General features: G+C 39.4%; 21 protein-coding genes and 1 pseudogene. 15 read left to right on the top strand and 7 right to left on the bottom strand.

Going from position 1 to position 21,858, the window contains the following annotated elements; all coding sequences use genetic code 11:
* Window positions 1-79 precede the first annotated feature (79 nt).
* From gltS to sbmA, 4 genes are all read left to right on the top strand, one after another.
* Window positions 80-1,315, top strand: a complete 1,236-nt coding sequence (gltS, locus tag IEV17_RS10775; protein ID WP_004664624.1) for a sodium/glutamate symporter — start codon at window positions 80-82, stop codon at window positions 1,313-1,315.
* Between the two features lie 94 nt (window positions 1,316-1,409).
* Window positions 1,410-2,885, top strand: coding sequence for an alanine/glycine:cation symporter family protein (locus IEV17_RS10770; RefSeq protein WP_004664622.1), 1,476 nt, complete (start codon window positions 1,410-1,412; stop codon window positions 2,883-2,885).
* 163 nt (window positions 2,886-3,048) lie between these two features.
* Window positions 3,049-4,026, top strand: coding sequence for a patatin-like phospholipase family protein (locus IEV17_RS10765; RefSeq protein ID WP_034602047.1), 978 nt, complete (start codon window positions 3,049-3,051; stop codon window positions 4,024-4,026).
* 229 nt (window positions 4,027-4,255) lie between these two features.
* Complete coding sequence (gene sbmA / locus IEV17_RS10760) at window positions 4,256-5,455, top strand: peptide antibiotic transporter SbmA (RefSeq protein WP_004664618.1); 1,200 nt, start codon at window positions 4,256-4,258, stop codon at window positions 5,453-5,455.
* A gap of 56 nt (window positions 5,456-5,511) precedes the next feature.
* Here the strand turns inward: sbmA and IEV17_RS10755 are convergent, their stop codons facing one another.
* Window positions 5,512-6,261, bottom strand: coding sequence for a DUF4850 domain-containing protein (locus IEV17_RS10755; protein WP_188363583.1), 750 nt, complete (start codon window positions 6,259-6,261; stop codon window positions 5,512-5,514).
* A 125-nt stretch (window positions 6,262-6,386) separates the two neighbouring features.
* Here IEV17_RS10755 and IEV17_RS10750 point away from each other — a divergent pair, with 125 nt between their 5' ends.
* The 4 genes from IEV17_RS10750 to IEV17_RS10735 all read left to right on the top strand — a co-directional run bounded on the left by IEV17_RS10750 (window position 6,387) and on the right by IEV17_RS10735 (window position 10,347).
* Window positions 6,387-7,460 carry a DUF1176 domain-containing protein gene (locus tag IEV17_RS10750; RefSeq protein ID WP_004664612.1) on the top strand — a complete coding sequence of 358 codons (1,074 nt, stop codon included), beginning with the start codon at window positions 6,387-6,389 and terminating at the stop codon, window positions 7,458-7,460.
* 36 nt (window positions 7,461-7,496) lie between these two features.
* Window positions 7,497-8,267 (top strand): hypothetical protein, encoded by a 771-nt coding sequence (locus tag IEV17_RS10745; protein ID WP_004664610.1) that lies wholly within the window; start codon window positions 7,497-7,499, stop codon window positions 8,265-8,267.
* A gap of 122 nt (window positions 8,268-8,389) precedes the next feature.
* Entirely contained in the window at window positions 8,390-8,911 is a 522-nt protein-coding gene (locus IEV17_RS10740) for a hypothetical protein (RefSeq protein ID WP_004664608.1), read from the top strand.
* A 230-nt stretch (window positions 8,912-9,141) separates the two neighbouring features.
* On the top strand, window positions 9,142-10,347 hold the full coding sequence (locus IEV17_RS10735) for a toll/interleukin-1 receptor domain-containing protein (RefSeq protein ID WP_004664606.1): 1,206 nt from the start codon (window positions 9,142-9,144) through the stop codon (window positions 10,345-10,347).
* A 53-nt stretch (window positions 10,348-10,400) separates the two neighbouring features.
* On the opposite strand, the pseudogene IEV17_RS10730 reads toward IEV17_RS10735, so the two are convergent.
* Window positions 10,401-10,505 (bottom strand): annotated as a pseudogene (locus tag IEV17_RS10730) (hypothetical protein); the annotation flags it as partial.
* Between the two features lie 14 nt (window positions 10,506-10,519).
* Window positions 10,520-11,386 (bottom strand): metal-dependent hydrolase, encoded by an 867-nt coding sequence (locus IEV17_RS10725; RefSeq protein WP_004664602.1) that lies wholly within the window; start codon window positions 11,384-11,386, stop codon window positions 10,520-10,522.
* Between the two features lie 112 nt (window positions 11,387-11,498).
* On the opposite strand from IEV17_RS10725, the gene IEV17_RS10720 reads away from it, so the two are divergent.
* Complete coding sequence (locus tag IEV17_RS10720) at window positions 11,499-12,119, top strand: TetR/AcrR family transcriptional regulator (RefSeq protein ID WP_004664600.1); 621 nt, start codon at window positions 11,499-11,501, stop codon at window positions 12,117-12,119.
* A gap of 42 nt (window positions 12,120-12,161) precedes the next feature.
* Here the strand turns inward: IEV17_RS10720 and gatB are convergent, their stop codons facing one another.
* The 3 genes from gatB to gatC are packed head-to-tail and all read right to left on the bottom strand — an operon-like array spanning window position 12,162 to window position 15,480.
* The gene (gene gatB / locus IEV17_RS10715) at window positions 12,162-13,631 is read right to left on the bottom strand and encodes an Asp-tRNA(Asn)/Glu-tRNA(Gln) amidotransferase subunit GatB (protein ID WP_004664598.1); all 1,470 of its coding nucleotides are present in this window, start codon (window positions 13,629-13,631) and stop codon (window positions 12,162-12,164) included.
* The gene (gatA, locus tag IEV17_RS10710; RefSeq protein WP_004664596.1) at window positions 13,631-15,109 is read right to left on the bottom strand and encodes an Asp-tRNA(Asn)/Glu-tRNA(Gln) amidotransferase subunit GatA; all 1,479 of its coding nucleotides are present in this window, start codon (window positions 15,107-15,109) and stop codon (window positions 13,631-13,633) included. Before gatA ends, gatB begins: the two co-directional genes overlap by 1 nt.
* 53 nt (window positions 15,110-15,162) lie before the next feature.
* Window positions 15,163-15,480, bottom strand: a complete 318-nt coding sequence (gatC, locus tag IEV17_RS10705) for an Asp-tRNA(Asn)/Glu-tRNA(Gln) amidotransferase subunit GatC (RefSeq protein ID WP_004664595.1) — start codon at window positions 15,478-15,480, stop codon at window positions 15,163-15,165.
* 133 nt (window positions 15,481-15,613) lie between these two features.
* On the opposite strand from gatC, the gene IEV17_RS10700 reads away from it, so the two are divergent.
* The 6 genes from IEV17_RS10700 (at window position 15,614) to IEV17_RS10675 (ending at window position 20,366) form a co-directional block, all read left to right on the top strand.
* Window positions 15,614-16,654 carry a rod shape-determining protein gene (locus IEV17_RS10700; protein ID WP_004664594.1) on the top strand — a complete coding sequence of 347 codons (1,041 nt, stop codon included), beginning with the start codon at window positions 15,614-15,616 and terminating at the stop codon, window positions 16,652-16,654.
* A gap of 17 nt (window positions 16,655-16,671) precedes the next feature.
* On the top strand, window positions 16,672-17,529 hold the full coding sequence (gene mreC / locus IEV17_RS10695) for a rod shape-determining protein MreC (RefSeq protein ID WP_004664592.1): 858 nt from the start codon (window positions 16,672-16,674) through the stop codon (window positions 17,527-17,529).
* Window positions 17,516-18,007, top strand: a complete 492-nt coding sequence (mreD, locus tag IEV17_RS10690; protein ID WP_004664590.1) for a rod shape-determining protein MreD — start codon at window positions 17,516-17,518, stop codon at window positions 18,005-18,007. Before mreC ends, mreD begins: the two co-directional genes overlap by 14 nt.
* Window positions 17,995-18,555 carry a Maf-like protein gene (locus IEV17_RS10685; RefSeq protein ID WP_034601982.1) on the top strand — a complete coding sequence of 187 codons (561 nt, stop codon included), beginning with the start codon at window positions 17,995-17,997 and terminating at the stop codon, window positions 18,553-18,555. The genes mreD and IEV17_RS10685 overlap by 13 nt, the downstream gene beginning before the upstream one ends.
* A gap of 48 nt (window positions 18,556-18,603) precedes the next feature.
* Entirely contained in the window at window positions 18,604-20,058 is a 1,455-nt protein-coding gene (gene rng, locus IEV17_RS10680; protein WP_004664586.1) for a ribonuclease G, read from the top strand.
* Between the two features lie 134 nt (window positions 20,059-20,192).
* Window positions 20,193-20,366, top strand: a complete 174-nt coding sequence (locus IEV17_RS10675) for a PA1571 family protein (RefSeq protein ID WP_004664584.1) — start codon at window positions 20,193-20,195, stop codon at window positions 20,364-20,366.
* 38 nt (window positions 20,367-20,404) lie between these two features.
* On the opposite strand, the gene IEV17_RS10670 is transcribed toward IEV17_RS10675, so the two are convergent.
* The gene (locus tag IEV17_RS10670) at window positions 20,405-21,790 is read right to left on the bottom strand and encodes a WS/DGAT/MGAT family O-acyltransferase (protein WP_004664582.1); all 1,386 of its coding nucleotides are present in this window, start codon (window positions 21,788-21,790) and stop codon (window positions 20,405-20,407) included.
* Window positions 21,791-21,858 lie beyond the last annotated feature (68 nt).

Raw genomic sequence — 21,858 nt, 5'->3', positions numbered from 1 at the left:
TCATTTTGAGAGTTACTATTTTATTAGCTACACGATGGAAAAACCGTCTAAAAGACTAATAAAATAAACGGAAGAAGATATGGAATTTACTTTTAATGGTTTTTATACCCTGATTTCAGCCGTCATTGTGCTGCTGTTAGGGCGTTTTCTTGTTAATCAAATTGATTTCTTGCGTCGTTACAATATTCCTGAACCTGTAGCTGGTGGTTTGGTTGCAGCTGTTGTTTCGCTATTGGTACATTCAATGTGGGGTTATAGCATTGTTTTTAGTAGCCAATTACAAACGAGTTTTATGCTGATTTTCTTTGCTTCAATTGGTTTGAGTGCCAATTTTATGAAGTTGAAAGAAGGTGGACTTGGGCTGGTTATTTTTCTGGTTTGTGTTGCTTCGTTTATCGTGGTTCAAAATGCTGTCGGCATGAGCCTCGCAACGCTTTTAGGTATTGATCCTTTGGTCGGATTGATTGCAGGCTCAATCACTTTAACAGGTGGACACGGTACAGCAGGCGCGTGGGGTGAAATTCTTGAAACCCAACATGGAATTCAGGGTGCATTAGCGCTAGGCATGGCAAGTGCAACTTTTGGTTTGATCATTGGCGGCATCATTGGTGGGCCACTTGCAAAACTATTAATCAATCGTTATAGCCTCGCTCAAGAGCAATCATCCACTGCAATTAAGAATCGTGATACCCATTTAGATCAACACCCTGATGAACTCGCACCATTTGAAAATCCACATCAAGTGCGTTTAATTACGGCCGATAATGCGATTACCACATTGGGTATGTTTGCGGCGTGTCTAGCATTTGCTGAGTTTATGACAGGTTATAGCAAAGGCACATGGTTTGAGTTACCAACCTTTGTATGGGCATTGGGTGGTGGTGTCATCCTGCGTAATATTTTAGAAAGCGTATTAAAAGTTGATATTTTTGATCGTGCAATCGATGTGTTTGGTAATGCATCTTTGTCACTTTATTTAGCGATGGCATTGTTGTCATTAAAGTTGTGGCAATTAGCCGATTTGGCTGGCCCGCTGGTTGTAATTTTGGGTGCGCAAACCATTACCATGGCATTGTATGCAGCATTTATTACTTTCCGTGTCATGGGCAAAAATTATGATGCAGCAGTTCTTGCTGCTGGTCACTGTGGTTTCGGTATGGGAGCAACGCCAACAGCTGTTGCTAACATGCAAGCAATTACCAACATGTATGGACCATCACATAAAGCATTTTTAATTGTTCCGCTTTGTGGTGCGTTCTTTGTTGATTTAATTAATGCAACAGTAATTCAATTAATTTTGAAATTCTTTGCCTAAGTCGGATCAAAAGCCCCATGTGGGGCTTTTTTGGTTCATCCATTGTTATCGTATATGTACGGGCGTACATAAAATATTTAAAAGCGAATAAGTGATGAATGAAAAATTAAATGACACCCTGATGGCTTGGGTAAGTTTTTTTAATGATCCTTTATGGGACTTTCTGGTCATTTTCCTACTGGCAGTAGGAATTTTCTATACTGTTGCAACGAAAGCAGTACAGATCAGAATGTTCTTTCATAGTATCAAAGTCATGAAAGGCAGCCGTAAAGGCGAAAAAGATACGCACGGATTGACACCATTTCAGGCGTTTGTAACGGGCTTAGCCAGTCGAGTTGGGGTGGGTAATATTGCTGGTGTAGCAATCGCAATTGCGATTGGTGGTCCAGGTGCTGTGTTTTGGATGTGGTTTACCGCAATTTTGGGTATGAGTTCAGCGTTTATTGAATCTTCACTTGCTCAGTTATTTAAAGTTAGAGATAGTAATAGTAAGCAATTCCGTGGAGGACCTGCTTATTACATTACTCAAGGCTTACACAGTAAAACCTTTGGTGTGATCTTTGCGCTTGCTCTCATTTTTACTTATGGTTTTGTTTTTAACTCAGTTCAAATCAATGCGATTGCCAATGCTTCTTCTCATGCGTGGGGTTGGGATAAAGCGAATCTGATTGCACACTTGGGTGGCGTTGATCTCGAAATTTCATGGGTAGGTCTTGCACTTGTCGTTATGGTTGCATTAGCAATCTTCGGTGGTATCAAACGTATCGCTAAATTTGCGGAAATGTTTGTGCCATTAAAAGCAGGTCTCTATTTGGCAGTTGCTTTATATATTGCGATTAGTAATTACGAGTTGTTGCCAGGCATTTTTAAACTCATTTTCACCGAAGCATTCCAGTTTAATGCAGCTGCAGGTGGTTTCTTTGGTGCCATGATTTCTATGGCTATGATGCAAGGGATCAAACGTGGTTTGTTCTCAAATGAAGCGGGTATGGGTTCTGCGCCGAATGCTGCCGCGGCATCAGATGTAAAACACCCTGTGAACCAAGGTTTGGTTCAAATGCTGGGTGTGTTTGTCGATACCTTCATAGTATGTACAAGTACTGCGATTATTATCTTAGTTTCGGGTGTCTATCATGATGCTGGATTTGTTGGGGTTGAACTAACACAGCGTGCTTTAGAAACTCAGGTCGGAAGTTGGGGCGGTGATTTCCTCGCAATTTTATTATTCTTATTCTGTTATTCGGCTGTTTTAGGTAACTATGCTTATGCCGAAGGTAATATGCAGTTTATTAATAATAATCCAAAAGTGATGTTCATCTTCCGAGTGCTCGTATTAGTGATGGTGTACTTTGGTGCAATCGGTAGCGTTCCACTGGTTTGGTCATTAGCAGATTTGTTCATGGGTATTATGGCGACCATTAACTTGGTAGCAATCTTACTATTAACACCTATAGCACGTACTTTATTGAAAGACTACACATCTCAGTTAAAGAAAGGCATTCAAGAGCCTGAATTTAAGATTGATAATTATCCAGAATTGAAGAAAAAAGTAGATTCTGATATCTGGTAAGTTATTGAATTGATAAAGGCTTATTTCATCAAATTAAAGCTCCTTTCGAGGGGCTTTTTTTATGAATATATTGTGGATATATACATAAAAATTGATACAGCATTTCACGAATAATGGCGTTAAAATTAAAAGATAGAACCACGTAGATATGGCAAGACAGCATATGAAACAGCTTAAATTATTGACGCTTGGACTTTCAATGGTGATTTTGGCGGGTTGTCAAACGACTTCGCATTTAAAACCTTTAGTTGAAGATGCCCAAGTACAAGCAGTTGTTCAGCCTTTTGCACATATTAAACAACAAGAAAAAAGACCTGTTGTTGCGTTAGTACTCGGCAGTGGTGGGGCACGTGGATACGCTCATATCGGCGTACTTGAGGTGTTGGAACAGCAAGGCATTCGCCCTGATTTTATTGTAGGTACAAGTGCAGGCAGTATTGTAGGTTCAATTTATGCAAGTGGTAAATCCGCTGCAGAGTTGAGAGATATTGCGCTTAAGCTTAAGGCTACCGATGTAAGAGAAGTGAATGTCAGTTTAAAAGGTTTCTTTGATGGTAAAAAAGTTGAGGATTATGTGAATGAGCAAGTCCAAAACATTCCTTTACAGAAGTTAAAAATCCCGATGTATGTGGTTGCAACGGAACTAAAAGACGGCACCAAAACTGTATTCAATTATGGTAATACAGGCCAAGCAGTACGCGCATCTGCTTCGATTCCGAGTATGTTTGTACCAACCAAGATCCGTAATGTGGAATATGTTGATGGTGGCCTAGTCAGTCCTGTACCTGTGCAGGTTGCACGGGATTTAGGCGCAGATGTGGTGATTGCAGTGGATATTTTGGCACAACCTATTCATACCGAAACCAGTAATGTTTGGGGGCTATTCAACCAAAATATCAACATTATGCAAGGACGTTTAGCTGAAGAAGAATTGAAAAATGCAGATATTATCATTCAGCCTGATCTACGTGAAAAAGCGCATATCTTTGATATCAAAGGTCGTGAAATGACTATGCAAGCGGGTATTGATGCTGCAAAAGAAAAATTGGCTAATATTCAATGGGTAATTAAAAGCAAAACAAAGCAAGTTGATTTAAATCAACAGGATTTAGCTTTAAAAATGAGTAGCCTTGAGCCATAGTTTCCGCAAAATATTGAATTAAGGATAGGCAACGATAAGGTTTAAGTTCGTCTATCCAGTCGATGTTTATTAAACAAATTGTAAATACGCTACAAAAAGCTATCAAAAAATTGAGAAAACAGGTAAATAACTACCATTCATTAAACTTTTTTATCAGACAAATTTAAGTTTGAAATTATAGGATGACGTTCTAACGTCAATAGCAACACTACAAGGATTGTTAAACGCGATGTTTAAATCTTTTTTTCCTAACCCACGCTTGTTCTTTATTTCAGTCGTTGTGTGGTTAGCCCTGAATATGCTGCTTTGGTATACAGGTGGTCATAGTTGGGGTGAATATCTTGGTTTTCCTAAAGGGTATGCCGATGCTGAACTTTCGGTCGGGGTCAGCCGTTTTTGGGAATCGTCATCACTCTGGTTCTATTTGTGGTTTATAGTTGCTACAGGGTTATTTGCAGGGTTCTGGCGGTTTTTTTCTGATAATAAATGGCAAAACTGGTCAATATTGGGATCTGCATTCATACTGTTTAATATCTGGTTTGCAGTACAGGTGAGTGTTGCTGTCAATGCTTGGTATGTTCCATTCTGGGATTTGATTCAGAGAATGTTGACTAATGGTGGTGGGAATATTGCTGATTTATATAGAGAATCAATGGTGTTTCTATATATTGCAATGGTTGCAATTACTCTTGCCGTCGTAAATTCTTTTTTTACCAGTCATTATGTATTCCGTTGGCGGACAGCAATGAATGAATATTATACTGAACACTGGCAGCAGTTACGTCATGTAGAAGGAGCAGCGCAACGTGTGCAGGAAGATACCATGCGGTTTGCTACGATTGTGGAAGATTTAGGGGTTGAGTTTGTCAAGTCTGTGATGACACTGATTGCTTTTTTACCCTTATTATTTCAGCTTTCAAAACATGTTCCTGTGATTCCATTGGTTGGAGAGTTACAATATTCTTTGGTCTGGGCTGCCATTACATGGGCAATCTTCGGTACAGTTTTACTCATGGTGGTAGGTGTTAAATTACCAGGACTACAGTTTAATAATCAAAAGGTTGAAGCAGCATACCGTAAAGAATTAGTTTATGGTGAAGATCATGCTGATCGTGCACAACCTGCAACGTTAAAAGAGCTTTTTGGACGTGTTCGTAAAAACTACTTTCGATTATATTTTCACTATACGTATTTTAATTTAACAGCCTCATGGTATGGTCAACTCGATGTACTCTATAGTTTAGTCGTCTTATTTCCTGCAATTGCGGGGGGATTATTAACACTCGGTTTAATTAATCAGATTCGTGGTGTCTTTATACAAGTTGGGACATCTTTCCAGTATCTTGTTAGTTCATGGAAAACGATTATTGAACTGTTATCGATTCGAAAACGTTTAAAAGCGTTTGAATCCATTCTTGATAGGGATTAAGTTCTTTATCAATAAAAAACCTGCAACTAGCAGGTTTTTTTGTGCTTATGATTTGATTAGTGAGTCGCGTTGTAAAAATTTAGAATGGTTCCAACCAAATGCTGTTGTGATTGATCAACGGTGACTTTGATTTCTCTAAAGTTAAACGTGTCTTCATCTTGATATTTTGCTACGCCATGTGTTCTATTCTTCAGCTTAGGAATTTGATAACTAAAGAAAGCGATTTGTTTTGAAGGGTGTACGATCTTCAGTAATTTAAGCGGATCTTGATAACCGCCGTATTCATATTCCACACTTTGTTTTAAAAGATGCGGAAAATAAAGCGTCGCATTTGGCATGCCGCAACCTACACAAAACGATGAATCATAAAGCTGAATTGCTTGTTTCTGATTTGGACTCATAATTAAGGCAGATCCAGTACCATTCGCTCCTGCATTTGATTGTATGTCTTGCCAATCTCTAGGTACAAGCACAATTCCTATTTCTGGAATAGCCCATAACTTGAGTTGTTCAGCTTGTTTAGCATCTAATTTAAAATCGAAATGACAGCTTTTTGCGGAACATGATTTAAAGTCTTTTAATAAACCATCTTCCACAGGGTTGAGCGCGGTTATCCCGTAAAAAGGCACTCGAACATTATTTGCAAAAGAAGCTTCACCGAGAGGGTAAATTTGATTTTCTGCTTTTCGTTCTTTTGCACTATTTGAAAACTGAGGGAAATTTGCATTAAATAGCGTAATTTCAGCATGAGTGGCTGAGGAGAACATACTCATTAAAATCGTGGGAAATAAAATTGTTCTTTTCATTTTTAAATTTGACCAAACTCAGTTTGCTTTAAGCTAGTATCTTCTGCAATAAAATGACATATGACAAGTGTAGATCACCGCTTTAAACTGTTTTCAAGTTTGATAATAAATATGAGTAATACAGAATGATACCAGTGAAGAATATACTTTCAGTTTGCTGCTTTATGGTACTAAGTTCTACTAGCTTCGCACAAGAAATCAAAGGTATTTCATTTTCACATCAAGATTGGGAAATTTACTGTAGTAATACAGGAACATGTCGTGCTGCTGGTTATCAAAATGAAGACGGACAAAATGAACCTGCATCGGTGTTATTAACGCGCAAAGCTGGAGCAAAGCAAACAGTCAGTGCTGAGTTCGCGCTTGCAAATTTTGAGCAAGAATCACTGCCAGCAGCTAAACTCCAAAATATTCATTTTTATGTGAATGGAAAAGATTTGGGACAAGTCTCTGTTGATGGCACTGAGTTCCCAATCATGGGGAAACTTTCTACAAATCAGGTGAATGGCTTATTGCAACAAGCCAAACAAAAGACAGATATTGTCTTTAAAAATTCAAATGTCGAATGGCAAATCTCTGATGCAGGTATGACAGCTAGTTTATTGAAAATGGATGATTTTCAAAAGCGAGTCGGTACGGTTGGGGCATTGATTAAAAAAGGCAATGCTGATGAATCTAAGGTTCTGGCTGCTCAACCTAAACTGGTTGTGAAAAAGGTGAAAACAGCCGATAAACCTTATCTCACGCTACAACCTAAAACAAAACAGTATCAATCCGTATATCCACTTTTAATGGCAGCACAACCGATCCCAAAAGAGGAGGGATTCTGTGAGGGTATCTATAATGGTGATGGAACAGAATCGCAACCAATCGAGCTTTATAAGTTAAGTAACAATAAAGTATTGGCGATGACTTTGTGTTGGCGAGCAGCCTATAACGAAGGTCATGGTGCATGGATACTCGATCAATCATTAACAGGAAAAGCGACTTTGGTGACGGAACATGCCTCTGACTTTGGTTTAGGAGTGATGAGTAGTGCACAAAAAGGTCGTGGCATAGGAGATTGTTGGTCAAGTGATGAATGGGTCTGGGATGGTCAGAAATTTGTACATACCAAAGATATGTGGACAGGCATGTGTAAAGGGCTTGCTGCGGGTGGGGTTTGGGAACTTGATCAGATTGAAGCAGTTGTAAAATAGCATTTTGAATAAATAAAAATAGCCTAAGGAAATATCATGCTGAATAATAAAATTCATTTACGTGGGCTGATTTTAACTGTTTCATTCAGTTGTTTTAGTTCCTCAATTTTTGCTGCACCGTTGCAGATTTTAGAGTTCAAAAAGGGGAAACTCAGTCAGGTTGAGCAAAGTCAAATTTGTGAACAACTTAAAGGTGTCTGTCCACAGCAAGCACAATGGCGCAGTTTGAAAACTACGGATCAAAATCTATGGTTATTGTCAGGAAGTGATATTGCTCAATTTCATCTATCGCAAACTGGACTGAAATTAACTCATCAGTGGCATATACAATTAGCACCCACTGAGGAAATGGTACGGACTAGCCAATATATTTTTCCTAAACTATTTCCCATGACTGAAAACCGTTATGCGATTGCGCAGATTGATACCTTTTCAGAAATGTATTCTGGTGGTGGCGCGGGGATTGAGCGTGCTAGTTTTTATGAATTAAAGGATTCAGGGCAGACACATCGTTTTATTGAAAATTATCCTTTTAGTTTTAGTCGCATGATTCGGGCATGTTTCTCTGAACAAGATTATGAAACTTCTAAAGGTAAATGCCATGATGAAGATAGTTTGAGTCTAGAGATTCATCTGATTAAACCGATGTTGTGGCAATTCCGTTATCGTTACAGTTTAGAAGTATCACCTGCATCGGATTCAGGTGAAAAATCATTTAATGGTAGTCGCAATCTCAATATTGATTTAAACAATGTGCCAAAACAGCCAAATATTCCTGCAAACTGGGATTATCAAGGACAAGGTTAAGTTCGAGTTTTACATTTTGCCAAAGCTTTAAGGGCGTGGACTTACGCAATTTACAGCGTCATAACAGATGATCTAGACAGAGCGTGGTACAAAGGGAAAGATTGCAATTTGGAACTGTGCTTATGTCTCGAGTTTATACTTCTGCCCGCCGTAAATTTTCTCATTTGAGTCGTTCTGTGTTGATGGCTGCGGCTGTGTTGGGAACAACCCAAGTGGCGATGGCAGGGCCAACAGTCGATCAACTCAGTGATTGTTTGGTTAAAGCGACTACCGCAGCAGATAAGACTACGGTGTTGCAATGGACGTTTACGGCTTTGGCTGCACATCCTGATTTAAAATCTTTTAGTAATGTTACACCTGAGCAGAAAACTCAGTTGGATCAGAAATTGGCACAGGTGTTACAGCGTGTGATTGTGGCGCAGTGTTCAACACAGACTAAGGCCGTGATTCAAGCTGAAGGAATTCAAGCAGTTGGACAGGCTTTTCAGCAGTTAGGTCAAAGTGCGGGTGAGGATATTGTGAAAGACCCAGCTGTCAGACAGCAGTTGCAAGGCACGTTACGTTATATTGATTTAAATAGATTGGTTACGACTTTTTTGACACCTGATATTTGGAATAAGTTGGGTGTTTTAAGAGGTGATTAGTTATTTTAGATTGATTACTGGCATGTTAAATATGTCATTAATAAAAGCGCGTTATCCTTTTATATATTAGCTCGAGGTGAAATAACTGAAATCTTGAACAACGGAGGTTATTAGGCGTATTATTTCTAAGTCCATAATTTTCTGATTTGAAAGTTAGATGGTAATTTTTTAAGTGTAGCTATCCTAATAATCTTGTATATTTATACAGTCGTAATAATAAATTATATTTTATGAGCAAAATTCCAAAAGTATTTATCAGTTATGCACATGAAAGCGAGATGCTAAGTGATCAGGTGCTAAATTTTTCTAATGAATTGCGTTCATTGGGGATTGATGCAGAAATTGATCAATATGAAGAAGCCCCACCCCAAGGTTGGGCTAAATGGATGCTTCAACAAATTGATGAGTCAGATTTTGTTTTAGTAGTTGCCTCACCTATATATTACGCTAGAAGTAAAGGTTCTAATAGTGAGCCTAAGGGCTTGGGTGCTAAATGGGAAACCACCCAAATTATTCAAAATGTATATGAGAGTGTTAATAATAATACAAAATATATTCCTATTCTTTTCGAAAGTGATAGTGAACAATATATTTTAGATCCTTTAAGACCATATACATATTACGATTTATCAAATGATAAGCAGAAAACTAAACTAATTAATAGATTGTCTGGTAAAACCCAGAATTTAAGACCTGAGTTAGGTAAAGAGCCTGTAGCAGAATTCAAACTAATGCCATTAGAACAAAAATCTCGTAAAACATTATTTGTCTCAGGCCTTATAGATATTGAATTGTGGAATAAAGCTAAATGGAAAGGTACAGCTTTTGCTTATAATATGCTTGATGAAAATGATATTCCTATTTTAGGTTTTGGGTTTGAGAATCCTGATAGTGGTAAGCTTATTTTTGATGCTATTAGTAATCGTATAGGTAATAATGATATTTTTGAAAAAATTAGAATATCAATTATAACTGAAGTTGATAAAGAAAATGCTGCACACTATAAGGTTATGATTGGACCTAATGTAAGTTACTTAGATGAACTTTCAGAAGGAACAGATTTACAAAATGAAGAAAAACTTTTTATGGCAGTTTCTCGTGTAAATCTAATGACTCCATCAAGTAGTATTAACTTAGATAATTTTTTAGAGCGCTATAAAAAGGTTGGTAAGTTTTATATAACGAATATTCTAGAAATGCCTAATGGATTTGGATTTAATCCAAATGCAATAGATAATGATAATTTAATTTTGAAATCTGAATTAATAGTGAAAACTTTAAAAGATGTTCTAAAGGAAAAAAATAAATCTCTAGAATGGGCTGCAATAGTTCCAAAAAAAGTGAAACCTAGTAAAGATGTTTTTAAAGCGATACAACAAAAGCATGAAAAAGAAAAACGTAGGAAAAAAGCCAAAATCCAGAAAAAAAAGAAATAATTTAAATAAAGAAATCCCGCTCTAAAGCGGGCTTTCTTTCGAAATTAGATGATTTAACCAATCAATTTTTTCATCAATTCTTTCACTTGAGCTGGGTTGGCTTTACCTTTTTCTTCAGCTTTCATGACTTGACCTACAAAAACTTTAAAGGCACTTTCCATTTCAAACTAACTCAGCTTTTAAGTGCACTTTTTAAGATTCCATTTTCTCCAAATAGTTTTTCACGGTATTCAGCTTCGAGTTGTTCTGTCTGCATATCCAATGGATCAAAATGTTGATCTCTGACATCAAGCATTTCTATAAATGTGCGAGAAAAAATACCTAAACGATTTACACCACCAAATGCCAAATAAAATGCATCTTTCAGTTCTTTGGCTGAAAATTTAATATCCTTACGTTTTAAAATCTGTATCCAATAATCAAAGGTTATCGGGGCAATAAAGCGAGCTACTCGAATCAAAGCAATTTTTCTATTTCTAACCGTATTACCACCAATCGCTTTCAGCGCATCAAAAGCAACAGTTTTATGTTCTAGTTCTTCCAGCGCATGCCATTCCCAAAGATTTCGACTTTCTTGAGTAGTTTTCTGTTTGATTAATGGATCAGTTAACAGCAAACGAGCAAGAGTAGCTGTGAAATGTTCCATTACTACAGTTGCCGCTAATTGCTCAACTTTGGGAAGTTTACGAAATTTATCCAATCTTGCTTTGGTTAAGGCTTCGATTTTGACTACCTCTGGATAATTTGATTGAATCAGATGCTCATTCAGAGATTTATGTTCTCGACTATGAAAGGCTTCTTGCGCAATAAAATTACGAATATTTTCGAGTAACTTTTCATCCGCAATTTGATCACGAACATTACGCACGCTCTCGATGAAGAACATTTCACCCGGTGGAAACATCGCAGATAAAACGACAAAAAGAGAGGTCACAACAGAATTATCTTCATAGTAAAAAGAAAATTTTTTGTTTTTGTCTAAAGGAATAACCACATTACGGCGAACGATTCGTTGTAGAGACTGCACTGCTATATTCATCTTTTTTCCTTGTCATCTATTGAATACAATTTGAACAAAATTTAGTATGTATATAGAATCTATCAGTGAATTTATACGGGAAAAAGACGGATTTAAGGATGAGATTTTTATAATGGTAACTATAAGAAAACCAAAACAAAGTAGGTCTAAAAATACTTATAGGTCTATAGTTGATGCAGGATTTATATCAGTAAAAAATAATGGATTGGACCACACTACCGTGTTGAAAGTCTGTGAGATTGCAGGCGTAGGCTCTGGAAGCTTTTATGAATATTTTAAAAATAAAGAAGCCTTGTTTGTAGAGATGCAACAACACTTTATTGCTGAGCTTGCCAAAGTGATTTACGAGGTCATTCCAACCATTCAGGAAATGGAAATTCCCGAAGCGATTCGATCTATTTTCTTACATATTGGTGAGTTTTTAGCAGCAGATGAGAATAAATATTTTTATTGGCTGAGTGTATCGAGTAAATACAGTACCGAAGCCAGTCATGTAAAAGCAGTCAAGGCGATCAATACATTAGCGATTGAATACGCGGTGAAACATCCTGAAGTGCTCAGAATAAAAAATCTGAAATTGATGGTTTATGTTTTAATTAATTCCAGTGTGGCACTGACCATGAATTTCTTTTCATCTCAAAATATGGGTTTTACTTTTGAAGAATTAATTGATTGTCTGATTGATATTACAATGTCTTATATTGATGATGATCGTAATAAATTAAAAATATAAAAAACCCGCTCTAAAGCGGGTTTTGTTAGAAATTAGACTAGTTTAGCCAATCAATTTCTTCATTAATTCATTCACTTGAGCTGGGTTGGCTTTACCTTTTGCAGCTTTCATGACTTGACCAACCAGACCGTTAAAAGCTTTTTCTTTACCAGATTTGTACTCTTCAACCATTTTTTCATTGGCTGCAAGTACATCTTTGATAATCGCTTCAATCGCACCTGTATCGGTTTCTTGCTTTAAGCCTTTCTCAGCAATAATGTCATCCGCAGATTTTCCTTCTGCTTCCCACATAAAGCCAAACACTTGCTTCGCAATTTTACCGTTAATGGTGTTATCCACGATACGCGCGATCATGCCACCCAATTGCTCAGCAGAAACTGGAGAGTCCGCCAATTCTAGGCCCGCTTTGTTTAAAGCGCCAGAGAATTCACCCATCACCCAGTTTGCAGAGACTTTACCTTGCTTTGCACCGCCAGCAGCAGCCACAACTGCTTCGTAGAAGTCCGCCATTTCGCGTGACAGCGTCAATACATGTGCATCGTACTCAGTCACACCGAAATCAGCAGTAAAACGTTCACGACGTGCAGCAGGCAATTCTGGAAGGGCAGCGCGTGCCGCTTCGATCTGCTCATCCGCAATGATCACAGGCAACAAGTCTGGATCTGGGAAGTAGCGATAGTCGTTCGCTTCTTCTTTTGAACGCATTGAGCGGGTTTCCATCTTGTTCGGATCGAACAAACGGGTTTCCTGATCAATTGTGCCGCCATCTTCCAAAATTTCCATTTGGCGTTCAATTTCAACATTGATCGCTTGCTCAATGAAACGGAATGAGTTGAGGTTTTTCAACTCGCAACGTGTACCGAAAGGTTGACTCGGACGACGGAGTGACACGTTACAGTCGGCACGGAACGAACCTTCAGCCATGTTACCGTCAGAAATCCCTAACCAACGCACGAGGGTATGAATCGATTTGATATAGGCAACTGCTTCTTCAACTGAACGCATATCTGGCTCAGATACGATTTCAAGCAATGGCGTACCCGCACGGTTTAAGTCGATACCTGACATACCTTCGAATTGGTCGTGGATCGATTTACCAGCATCTTCTTCAAGATGGGCACGAGTCACGCCAATACGCTTCACAGTGCCATCTTCGAGCTGGATGTCGATATGACCCAAGCCCACAATCGGATTGTCCATCTGGCTGATCTGGTAGCCTTTTGGAGAATCTGGGTAGAAGTAGTTCTTACGTGCAAATACAGACGCTTGATCGATATAGGCATCAATCCCCAAACCGAAGCGAATCGCAAGATCAACCACTTCCGCATTCAATACAGGCAATACGCCCGGCATCGCCAAATCAACAAGGCTGGCTTGTGTATTTGGGTCTTGACCAAATTCAGTCGATGAACCTGAGAAGATTTTAGACTTGGTCGCCAACTGAGTGTGGATCTCGATCCCGATAACGACTTCCCAACCGTCAATTAACTTTAACTTTTGAGCTTCAGTCATTACGCATTCTCCTCAGCAATTGCCGCACGTTTGGTATGCCAGTCTGTATTTTGTTGATATTGATGCACAATCGAAAGCAATTGTGATTCTGACCAATAGTTACCAATCAACTGTAAGCCCACAGGCAAGCTGTCTTTATCGAAACCAACAGGTGCGTTGATGGCTGGTAGACCTGCCAAGTTCACAGCAAGGGTATAGATATCACCTAAATACATTTCAGTCGGGCTGAGGTTGGCACCGATTTTGTAGGCAGTGGTTGGGGCTGATGGCGCAGCAATCACATCAACATTTTCAAATGCTTTCAAGAAATCTTGCTGAATCAAACGACGTACTTTTTGTGCTTTCACATAATAGGCATCGTAGTAACCCGCAGAAAGAGCATAAGTCCCGATCAGGATACGACGTTGTACTTCAGCACCAAAACCTTCTGAACGTGAGCGTTTGTACAAGTCCATTAAATCCACTGGATTTTCACAACGGTAACCATAGCGTACACCGTCAAAACGTGACAGGTTCGAAGAAGCTTCCGCAGGTGCAATCAAGTAGTAAGTTGGTACGTAAGCTTCAGTCATGTTGAGATCAATCTCAACCAAGATCGCACCCATCTCTTCAAGCTTTTTCAATGACTCTTCAACGCGTGCTTTCACATTTGCATCTAAACCTGTCACATTGAAGTATTGCTTTGGAATACCAATGCGTAGACCTTTCACCGCAGTGCCATTTAGGTTAGCAACATAGTCATCCACTTCTTTGTTGATCGAAGTTGAGTCTTTGGCATCATGACCCGCAATGACATTCATCAAATACGCACAATCTTCCGCAGAACGCGCCATTGGACCGCCTTGATCCAGTGATGATGCATAGGCAATCATACCGAAGCGAGACACACGACCATAGGTCGGTTTTAAGCCTGTTAAGCCGCAGAATGAAGCTGGTTGGCGAATTGAACCACCAGTATCCGTACCTGTTGCAATCGGCGCGAGATCAGCCGCCACAGCCGCTGCGGAACCACCTGATGAACCACCTGGCACATGATCTAATGCCCAAGGGTTACCTGTTGCACCAAAGTAAGAACTTTCAGAGGTTGAACCCATAGCGAATTCATCCATGTTCACCTTACCTAAAGTCACGAGACCCGCAGCTTTGGCTTTTGCAACGACAGTCGCATCGTAAGGTGAAATGAAGTTATCCAACATTTTTGAACCGGCAGTGGTTTTAATGCCTTGGGTACAAAAAATGTCTTTGTGTGCAAGAGGAATGCCTGCCAACGCATGTGCATGACCTGACTTAAGTGCAACATCAGCAGCATCAGCTTCAACAAGTGCATGTTCTGCTGTAACCGTCACATAACTTTTTACTTTTGGGTCAATTTTGGCAATACGTTTTAAATAATGTTCAGTCAATTCACGTGATGAAAATTGAGCTTGTTTTAGCCCTTCAGAGAGTTCACGGATTGATAAGCGATGTAAATCTGTCATATGAAAAATTTCTTTACATTCTAAATATAAAATATTGACTAATCGAATAGAAATTATTCAATTACACGAGGTACAAGGTACAAACCTGCTTCAGTTGCAGGGGCTACCGCTTGATATTCATCACGATGGTTGCTTTCACTTACAATATCAGCACGTAAAGGTTGCGGATTATCAAAAGGACTTTTCAAAGGCTCAACATTATCGGTATTAATGCCTTTTAGGCTTTCCATCATGCCAAGAATTTTATTTAAACTTTGAGCATATTCAGTAGATTGCGTGTCATTTAGAGACAGGCGAGCAAGATGTGCAATCGCTGAAACGGTCTGTGCATTTAAGTCCGTTGTCTGCTGAGCATCTGATGATGTAGACATAACTTTACCTAATTCAGTATCAAAAAATTGCAAAATATCGTGCGTTATAATAAGCGATTGACTTGTTCAAAGCATCACATTTCGTTAAAGTTGCCACCTTGCATCCATACAAAGTTTAATTGAGAACGCCCCCGTGATTCTAAAACGACTAATTGGCTTGTTTTCGCCGGATTTAGCCATTGATTTAGGTACGGCAAATACACTTATTTATGCACCAGGCCGTGGCATTATATTAAATGAACCGACTGTTGTGGCGATTCGTCATAGCGGTTCGCAAAAAATTGTTGCTGCTGTTGGTCTTGATGCTAAACAAATGTTAGGTCGTACACCAGCGAATATTTCAGCGATTCGTCCGATGAAAGACGGTGTGATTGCCGATTTTGAAGTCACTGAGACCATGTTGAATCAGTTTATCGGTAAAGTACATGAAAAGCGTTTATTTCCACCAGCACCGCGTGTTGTGGTCTGTGTCCCATGTAAATCGACTTTAGTTGAACGTCGTGCGATTCGTGAAGCTGTATTTAATGCAGGCGCGCGTGATGTCCGTTTAATTGAAGAGCCAATGGCGGCAGCGATTGGTGCAGGTATGCCAGTCGAACAAGCATGTGGTTCGATGGTGGTTGATGTGGGTGGCGGTACGACTGAGATTGCGATCATTTCATTACAAGGTTGTGTTTATGCCGATTCATTACGTATCGGTGGTGATGTATTTGATGAGCAAATCATCAATTATGTCCGTAAAGCGCATGGTTGCGTGATTGGGGAAACCACAGCAGAAACCATTAAGAAAGAAGTGGGTATGGCTGTGACTGATGGCAAAACCCTTCAGATTGAAGTTCGTGGTCGTAATTTGGCAGAAGGCGTACCTCGTGCGATTACCGTCACTTCTGATGAAATCTCACAAGCGATTGCTGACCCATTACAAAGCATCGTGAGCGCAGTCAAATCTGCTTTAGAACAAACTCCACCTGAACTTTCTTCGGATATTGCAGAGCGCGGTATTGTGTTGACAGGTGGCGGTGCATTATTGCGTAACCTTGATAAACTGCTTGCGCAAGAAACAGGTCTACCTGTGATTGTTGCGGATGACCCTTTAACTTGCGTCACGCGTGGTGGCGGTAAAGTCTTAGAGTTCTTTGATAATCCGAACCATGACATGCTTTTTGTTGGCTAAATCATAAGGACTAGGCGGTGCAACCGAATCTTTTTTCAAGACAACCGCCATCTTTTCGCTCATTTATTATTGCGGTTATTTCATGTTTGGTGGTGCTTTTCTTTGATTGGCGCATGCCTTATGTGATTAAGCCTGCAAGAGATGTCTTGTATGCAGCGTATAATCCAATTTATGCGCTGGCAAGTTATCCTGTATTGTCGCGAGAATGGCTGAACCAACAAACCAAATCTGAAACCCAATTGCGCCGTGAAAATACCGCAATGCAGGCTGAACTCCTTCAAGCTCAAGTTCGACTCCAAAAACTTTCAGAACTCTCCGCGGAAAATAACCGTTTAAGGGGGCTTTTGGATACGCCATTGATTATCGATGGACGTATGCAAATTGCAGAAGTGATTGGAACAGATGCCGACCCATTGCGCCATATTATTATCATTAACCGTGGCTCTGTGGATCACTTAAAAGTTGGGCAAACTGTTCTCGATGATAAAGGGATTATGGGACAATTGATTAATGTGTACCCACATAGTGCCCGTATCATGTTGTTATCTGATAAAGAACATTCGTTGTCTGTACGTTTAGAACGGACAGGAATGCGTGCGATTGTATCTGGAACAGGTGATTTAGGTCACCTAAAAATGGAATACGTCCCGACGAGCGCGAATATTCAAGCGGGTGATAAGGTATTTAGTTCTGGTTTGGGTGAACACTTTCCTGCTGGTTATTTGGTGGGTACTGTTTCTAAGGTTAGCCGTCATACTTCAGGTGAGTTTGCAGAAATTGATGTTATTCCTGCGGCACAGCTTGCCAGTGGTCATCATGTGGTAGTGTTATTTTCAGAATCTTTAGCGCAGGAGCAACCTTATGCCGATCGCTAGATTGAGTTTTGAAAAACGCAAAGATCCACTTTGGATGATTATCATCTCAATTATTATCGGGTCAGTTCTTTTAGTTTATCCAATTGCTTACGAAGCTTCAGGATGGCGACCATCAATTATGCTGATGATCATGCTGTTCTGGATTCTTTATCAACCTAGTTGGTGTGGGGTTTGGTTCGCCTTTGGAATGGGTATTTTCACTGATTTATTGTTAGATGCGCCTTTGGGTTTAAATGCACTAAGTTTTGTGTTGATTACGTTTGGTACGCGTTATTTTATTCGTGAACGTCGAATTTTAACTTTCGCGAACTCATGGGTAATCGCTGTACTTGCAATTATTGCACACTTAACCTTTCTGTGGATGAGTCAAACAATATTGAGTACACATTTTTCAATAGCGCGACATTGGCAACCGCTTGTTACTAGCGTGATAGGATGGCCGATGGTTTATTACTGCTTACAAAAATGGCGCGTATAATTTTAGCTTCGAGTTCACCTCGTCGAAAGGAGTTGTTGCAACAACTCAGTTTGGATTTTGAAATATATAGTCCAAATATTGATGAAAGTGTCCGTGAAGGGGAAATTGTAGAACAATATGTTGAACGATTAGCGAGAGCAAAGGCACATGCTGTTCTAGGCTTATTTCCTAATGCAATTGTGATTGCTGCGGATACCAGTTTAAGTTTTGCAGGCAAGATCATTGGAAAACCACAATCAAAGCAGCACGCATTTGAAATCTGGTCAACAATTTCTGGGCAATGGCATGATGTCTATTCTGGGATTTGTGTGGCAACTTCTATCCAATGCTTAAGTGATGTGGTTAGAACACAAGTAGAGTTACAACAGCTTAGTCATTTCGACATGGAAAGATATTGGGCAACAGGTGAACCTGTTGGAAAAGCAGGGGCGTATGCAATCCAAGGGATAGCAGCTCAATATATTCCCCAAATTCGGGGCAGTTATAGTAATGTGGTCGGTTTACCGTTGTACGAAACAGCACAGTTATTAGAAAGCGTTAAAATTTAAAGTAGACACTTTCGGATATAAGAATTTTTATAAAATTTTGAGTGGATTATGGCAGAAGAATTGCTAATTAACGTCACACCGATGGAATGTCGTGTGGCTTTAATTGAAAATGGTACGGTCAATGAATTATTTGTTGAGCGCACTGTAAAACGTGGTTTAGTGGGTAATATTTATAAAGGTAAAGTGGTACGTGTACTGCCAGGTATGCAAGCTGCTTTTGTTGATATTGGGTTGTCTCGGACTGCTTTTTTACATATCAATGATATGGTTTGGTCACGTTCGCAACCTACCCCAAATGTTTTTGAGCTTTTGCATCCGGGACAGATGTTGACGGTTCAAGTAATGAAAGACATGTTGGGAACCAAAGGTGCACGTCTAAGCACAGATCTTTCTATCCCATCGCGCTATCTTGTGTTAATGCCTTATGGTAATCATATCGGTGTATCACAACGCATTGAATCAGAAGAAGAGCGTGATCGTCTTCGTAGCATGATTGAACGCATTCAGACTGAACACAGCTTACCAGGCAGTGTGATCGTTCGTACCGCAGCGGAAGGTGTGGACGAAGCTGCGATTGCACAAGATATGTGCTATTTGAGTAAGCTTTGGGAATATATTCAACGTAAACAAAAAGAAGTTGCGACACCTGAACTTATTTTTGAAGAATTACCTTTACCACAAAGAATTGTCCGCGATTTAGCCAGTGATGAAACTGCAAAAATCTATGTCGACTCTCGTGAAATTCATGCCAAATTAAATGAGTTTGTGCTTGAGTTTGTGCCAACGATTGAAAATCGTCTGATTCACTATCCCGGCGAAAAGCCACTTTTCGATTTGTATAACGTCGAAGAAGACATTCAGAAGGCCTTGCAGACCCGTGTAGCACTTAAGTCAGGTGGCTATCTGATGATAGATCAGACTGAAGCAATGACCACGATTGATGTGAATACAGGCTCTTATGTGGGTGGTCGTAGTTTAGAAGACACGGTGTTTAAAACCAATATGGAAGCGACACAAGTCATTGCGAGACAACTTCGTCTACGTAATTTGGGTGGCATTATCATTATTGATTTTATTGACATGCAAGAGCTTGAGCATCGACAAGAGGTCATGCGTCAGTTTGAACGTATGCTTGAACGTGATCATGCCAAAACAAAAATCACCCAAGTTTCAGAATTAGGCTTGGTTGAAATGACACGTAAACGTACACGTGAGTCTTTAGAGCATTTATTATGTGAATCATGCCCAACTTGTCAGGGACGTGGATATGTAAAGACAGCAGAGACAGTATGTTACGAGATATTTCGAGAAATTTTGCGTTATGCCCGTGCTTTTGATTCCAAGAGTGGCTTTACTGTCGTTGCACATCCAGCAGTGATTGATCGCTTATTAACGGCAGAAGCCCCAGCAGTCGCAGATTTAGAGCATTTCATTAGTCGAGTGATTAAATTCCAAGTTGAAAATTTATATACGCAAGAGCAATACGATATCATTCTGAGCTAAAGTTGTAACAAAATTTCGCTTAATCCTTGTTACAACTGAAATTTTACTTTCTATCATGAATTTTAAATACTAGAACCATAGAATGAGCCATAGGTATCTTGAGTACCTTAGCAAATAATATGAGGTATATAATTATGAATGTGAGCGAAAGATTAGTGAATCACGGTTTTAAGCATGTTTTAGACAGTAATCCAGTCAATACATGCTATATGGTCGATAGCCAAGGTAAAGAGGTTCAAATTACTACGGCGATGATCCGTTTAGCCTGCCATCAACTATTACAACGTTGTCGTACAATTAAAAAATAAGGGGCCATTTAAAGCCCCTTAATTTTTTAGCGAATTGCTTAATTCGCAACTTTCTGTTGTGGTAAATTTTCAATTGCTTGTTCAAAGCGTTGAATTTCATCTTCTAAATGGGTCAATAAGTTTTGCATTTTAGGTAAAGCATTACGACATGCAATCAAACCCACTTCTAACTTATCTAAATAACTTGTCATTGTAATATTTAGTGCTTGGCCATCCATGACGATTGATGCTGGATAAAGCGCATCAAGCTTGGCGCCATTCCAATATAACGGTTCGCGTGGACCCGGCACATTTGAAATTACAAGGTTAAATGCTTGGCGTTTCGGTAGCATACCAGAAACAATATTTAATCCAGCAGGGCCATAAACAACAGCACTGTAGTTTAGAATTTCATTCGCAGTCATACGACTAAAACGCTGTTTAGAGTTTTGTACGCTACGACGAATGATTTCTAAGCGCTCGATTGGATTCTCAATATGAGTCGCAAGATTGGCTAGAATCATCGTGATACGGTTACTTACATCTGAATCATCTGTACGTAAAGATGCTGGTACCATCGCGATCAAAGGTTTCTTCGGTAAACTATTATGACTAATCAAATATTCTCGAAGTGCACCAGAACACACGGCAAGTACTACATCATTGATGGTTACGCCGAGTGATTTAGCAATATTACGTAGACGATCAAGTTCAAAAGACTGAGCTGCAAAACGGCGAGAAGAACTTACACGTTGGTTTAAAATGGAAGGAGGAGCTTGGAAAGTTGAGACATAGTCTGGATTTTTACCAATTTCTTTAAACAATGTTTGTGAAAGTTCTTGCATGACTTTTGGCGTGACTTCAAGTTGAGACTTGATACCATCCATAATGCCTTTGATTTTACTTACTGTCGGGGGTTTTGGTGCTTTTAAACGTTTAGTACGTTTACCTTCTACACACCATAATGGTACGACATGTTTTTCATTTGGATCTTTTGATAATGATTTTTCAATGAGGCGCATACCCGCAACGCCATCGACCATCGCATGATGGATTTTGAAATACATTGCGAAGCGATTGCCTTCAATGCCTTCAATAATATCGCAAGTCCATAATGGTTTTGCACGGTCAATCAAGGAACTGTGTTGCTGTGAAATATAGACCAATAGTTCACGAATACGCCCTGGATTTGGTAACGCGATATGACGGAAATGATGATCAATATCGAATTCAGGATCTTCACCCCAGAATAATCCAGTTAGTTGATTGTTAAATGGAGGAACCGGAATACTCTTCGATTGACGGATATCTTGAACAAGATCATGTACGAATGTCGGAGATGCATTTTCTGGGATTTCAAATAAAAACAATCCCCCTACATGCATGGGTTGCTGTCTTTTCTCTAATGAAAGAAAAATAAAATCAATAGGGTGTAATGGGCGCATAGCAGATATAGCCTCTCATTGCATTTTTTATAAGATACTCTTGGAGCTCTTATTAGAATTATTGAACC

Source organism: Acinetobacter modestus (genome assembly GCF_014636095.1).
Classification (GTDB): domain Bacteria; phylum Pseudomonadota; class Gammaproteobacteria; order Pseudomonadales; family Moraxellaceae; genus Acinetobacter; species Acinetobacter modestus.
This window is presented reverse-complemented; position numbering and strand designations above follow the sequence as displayed.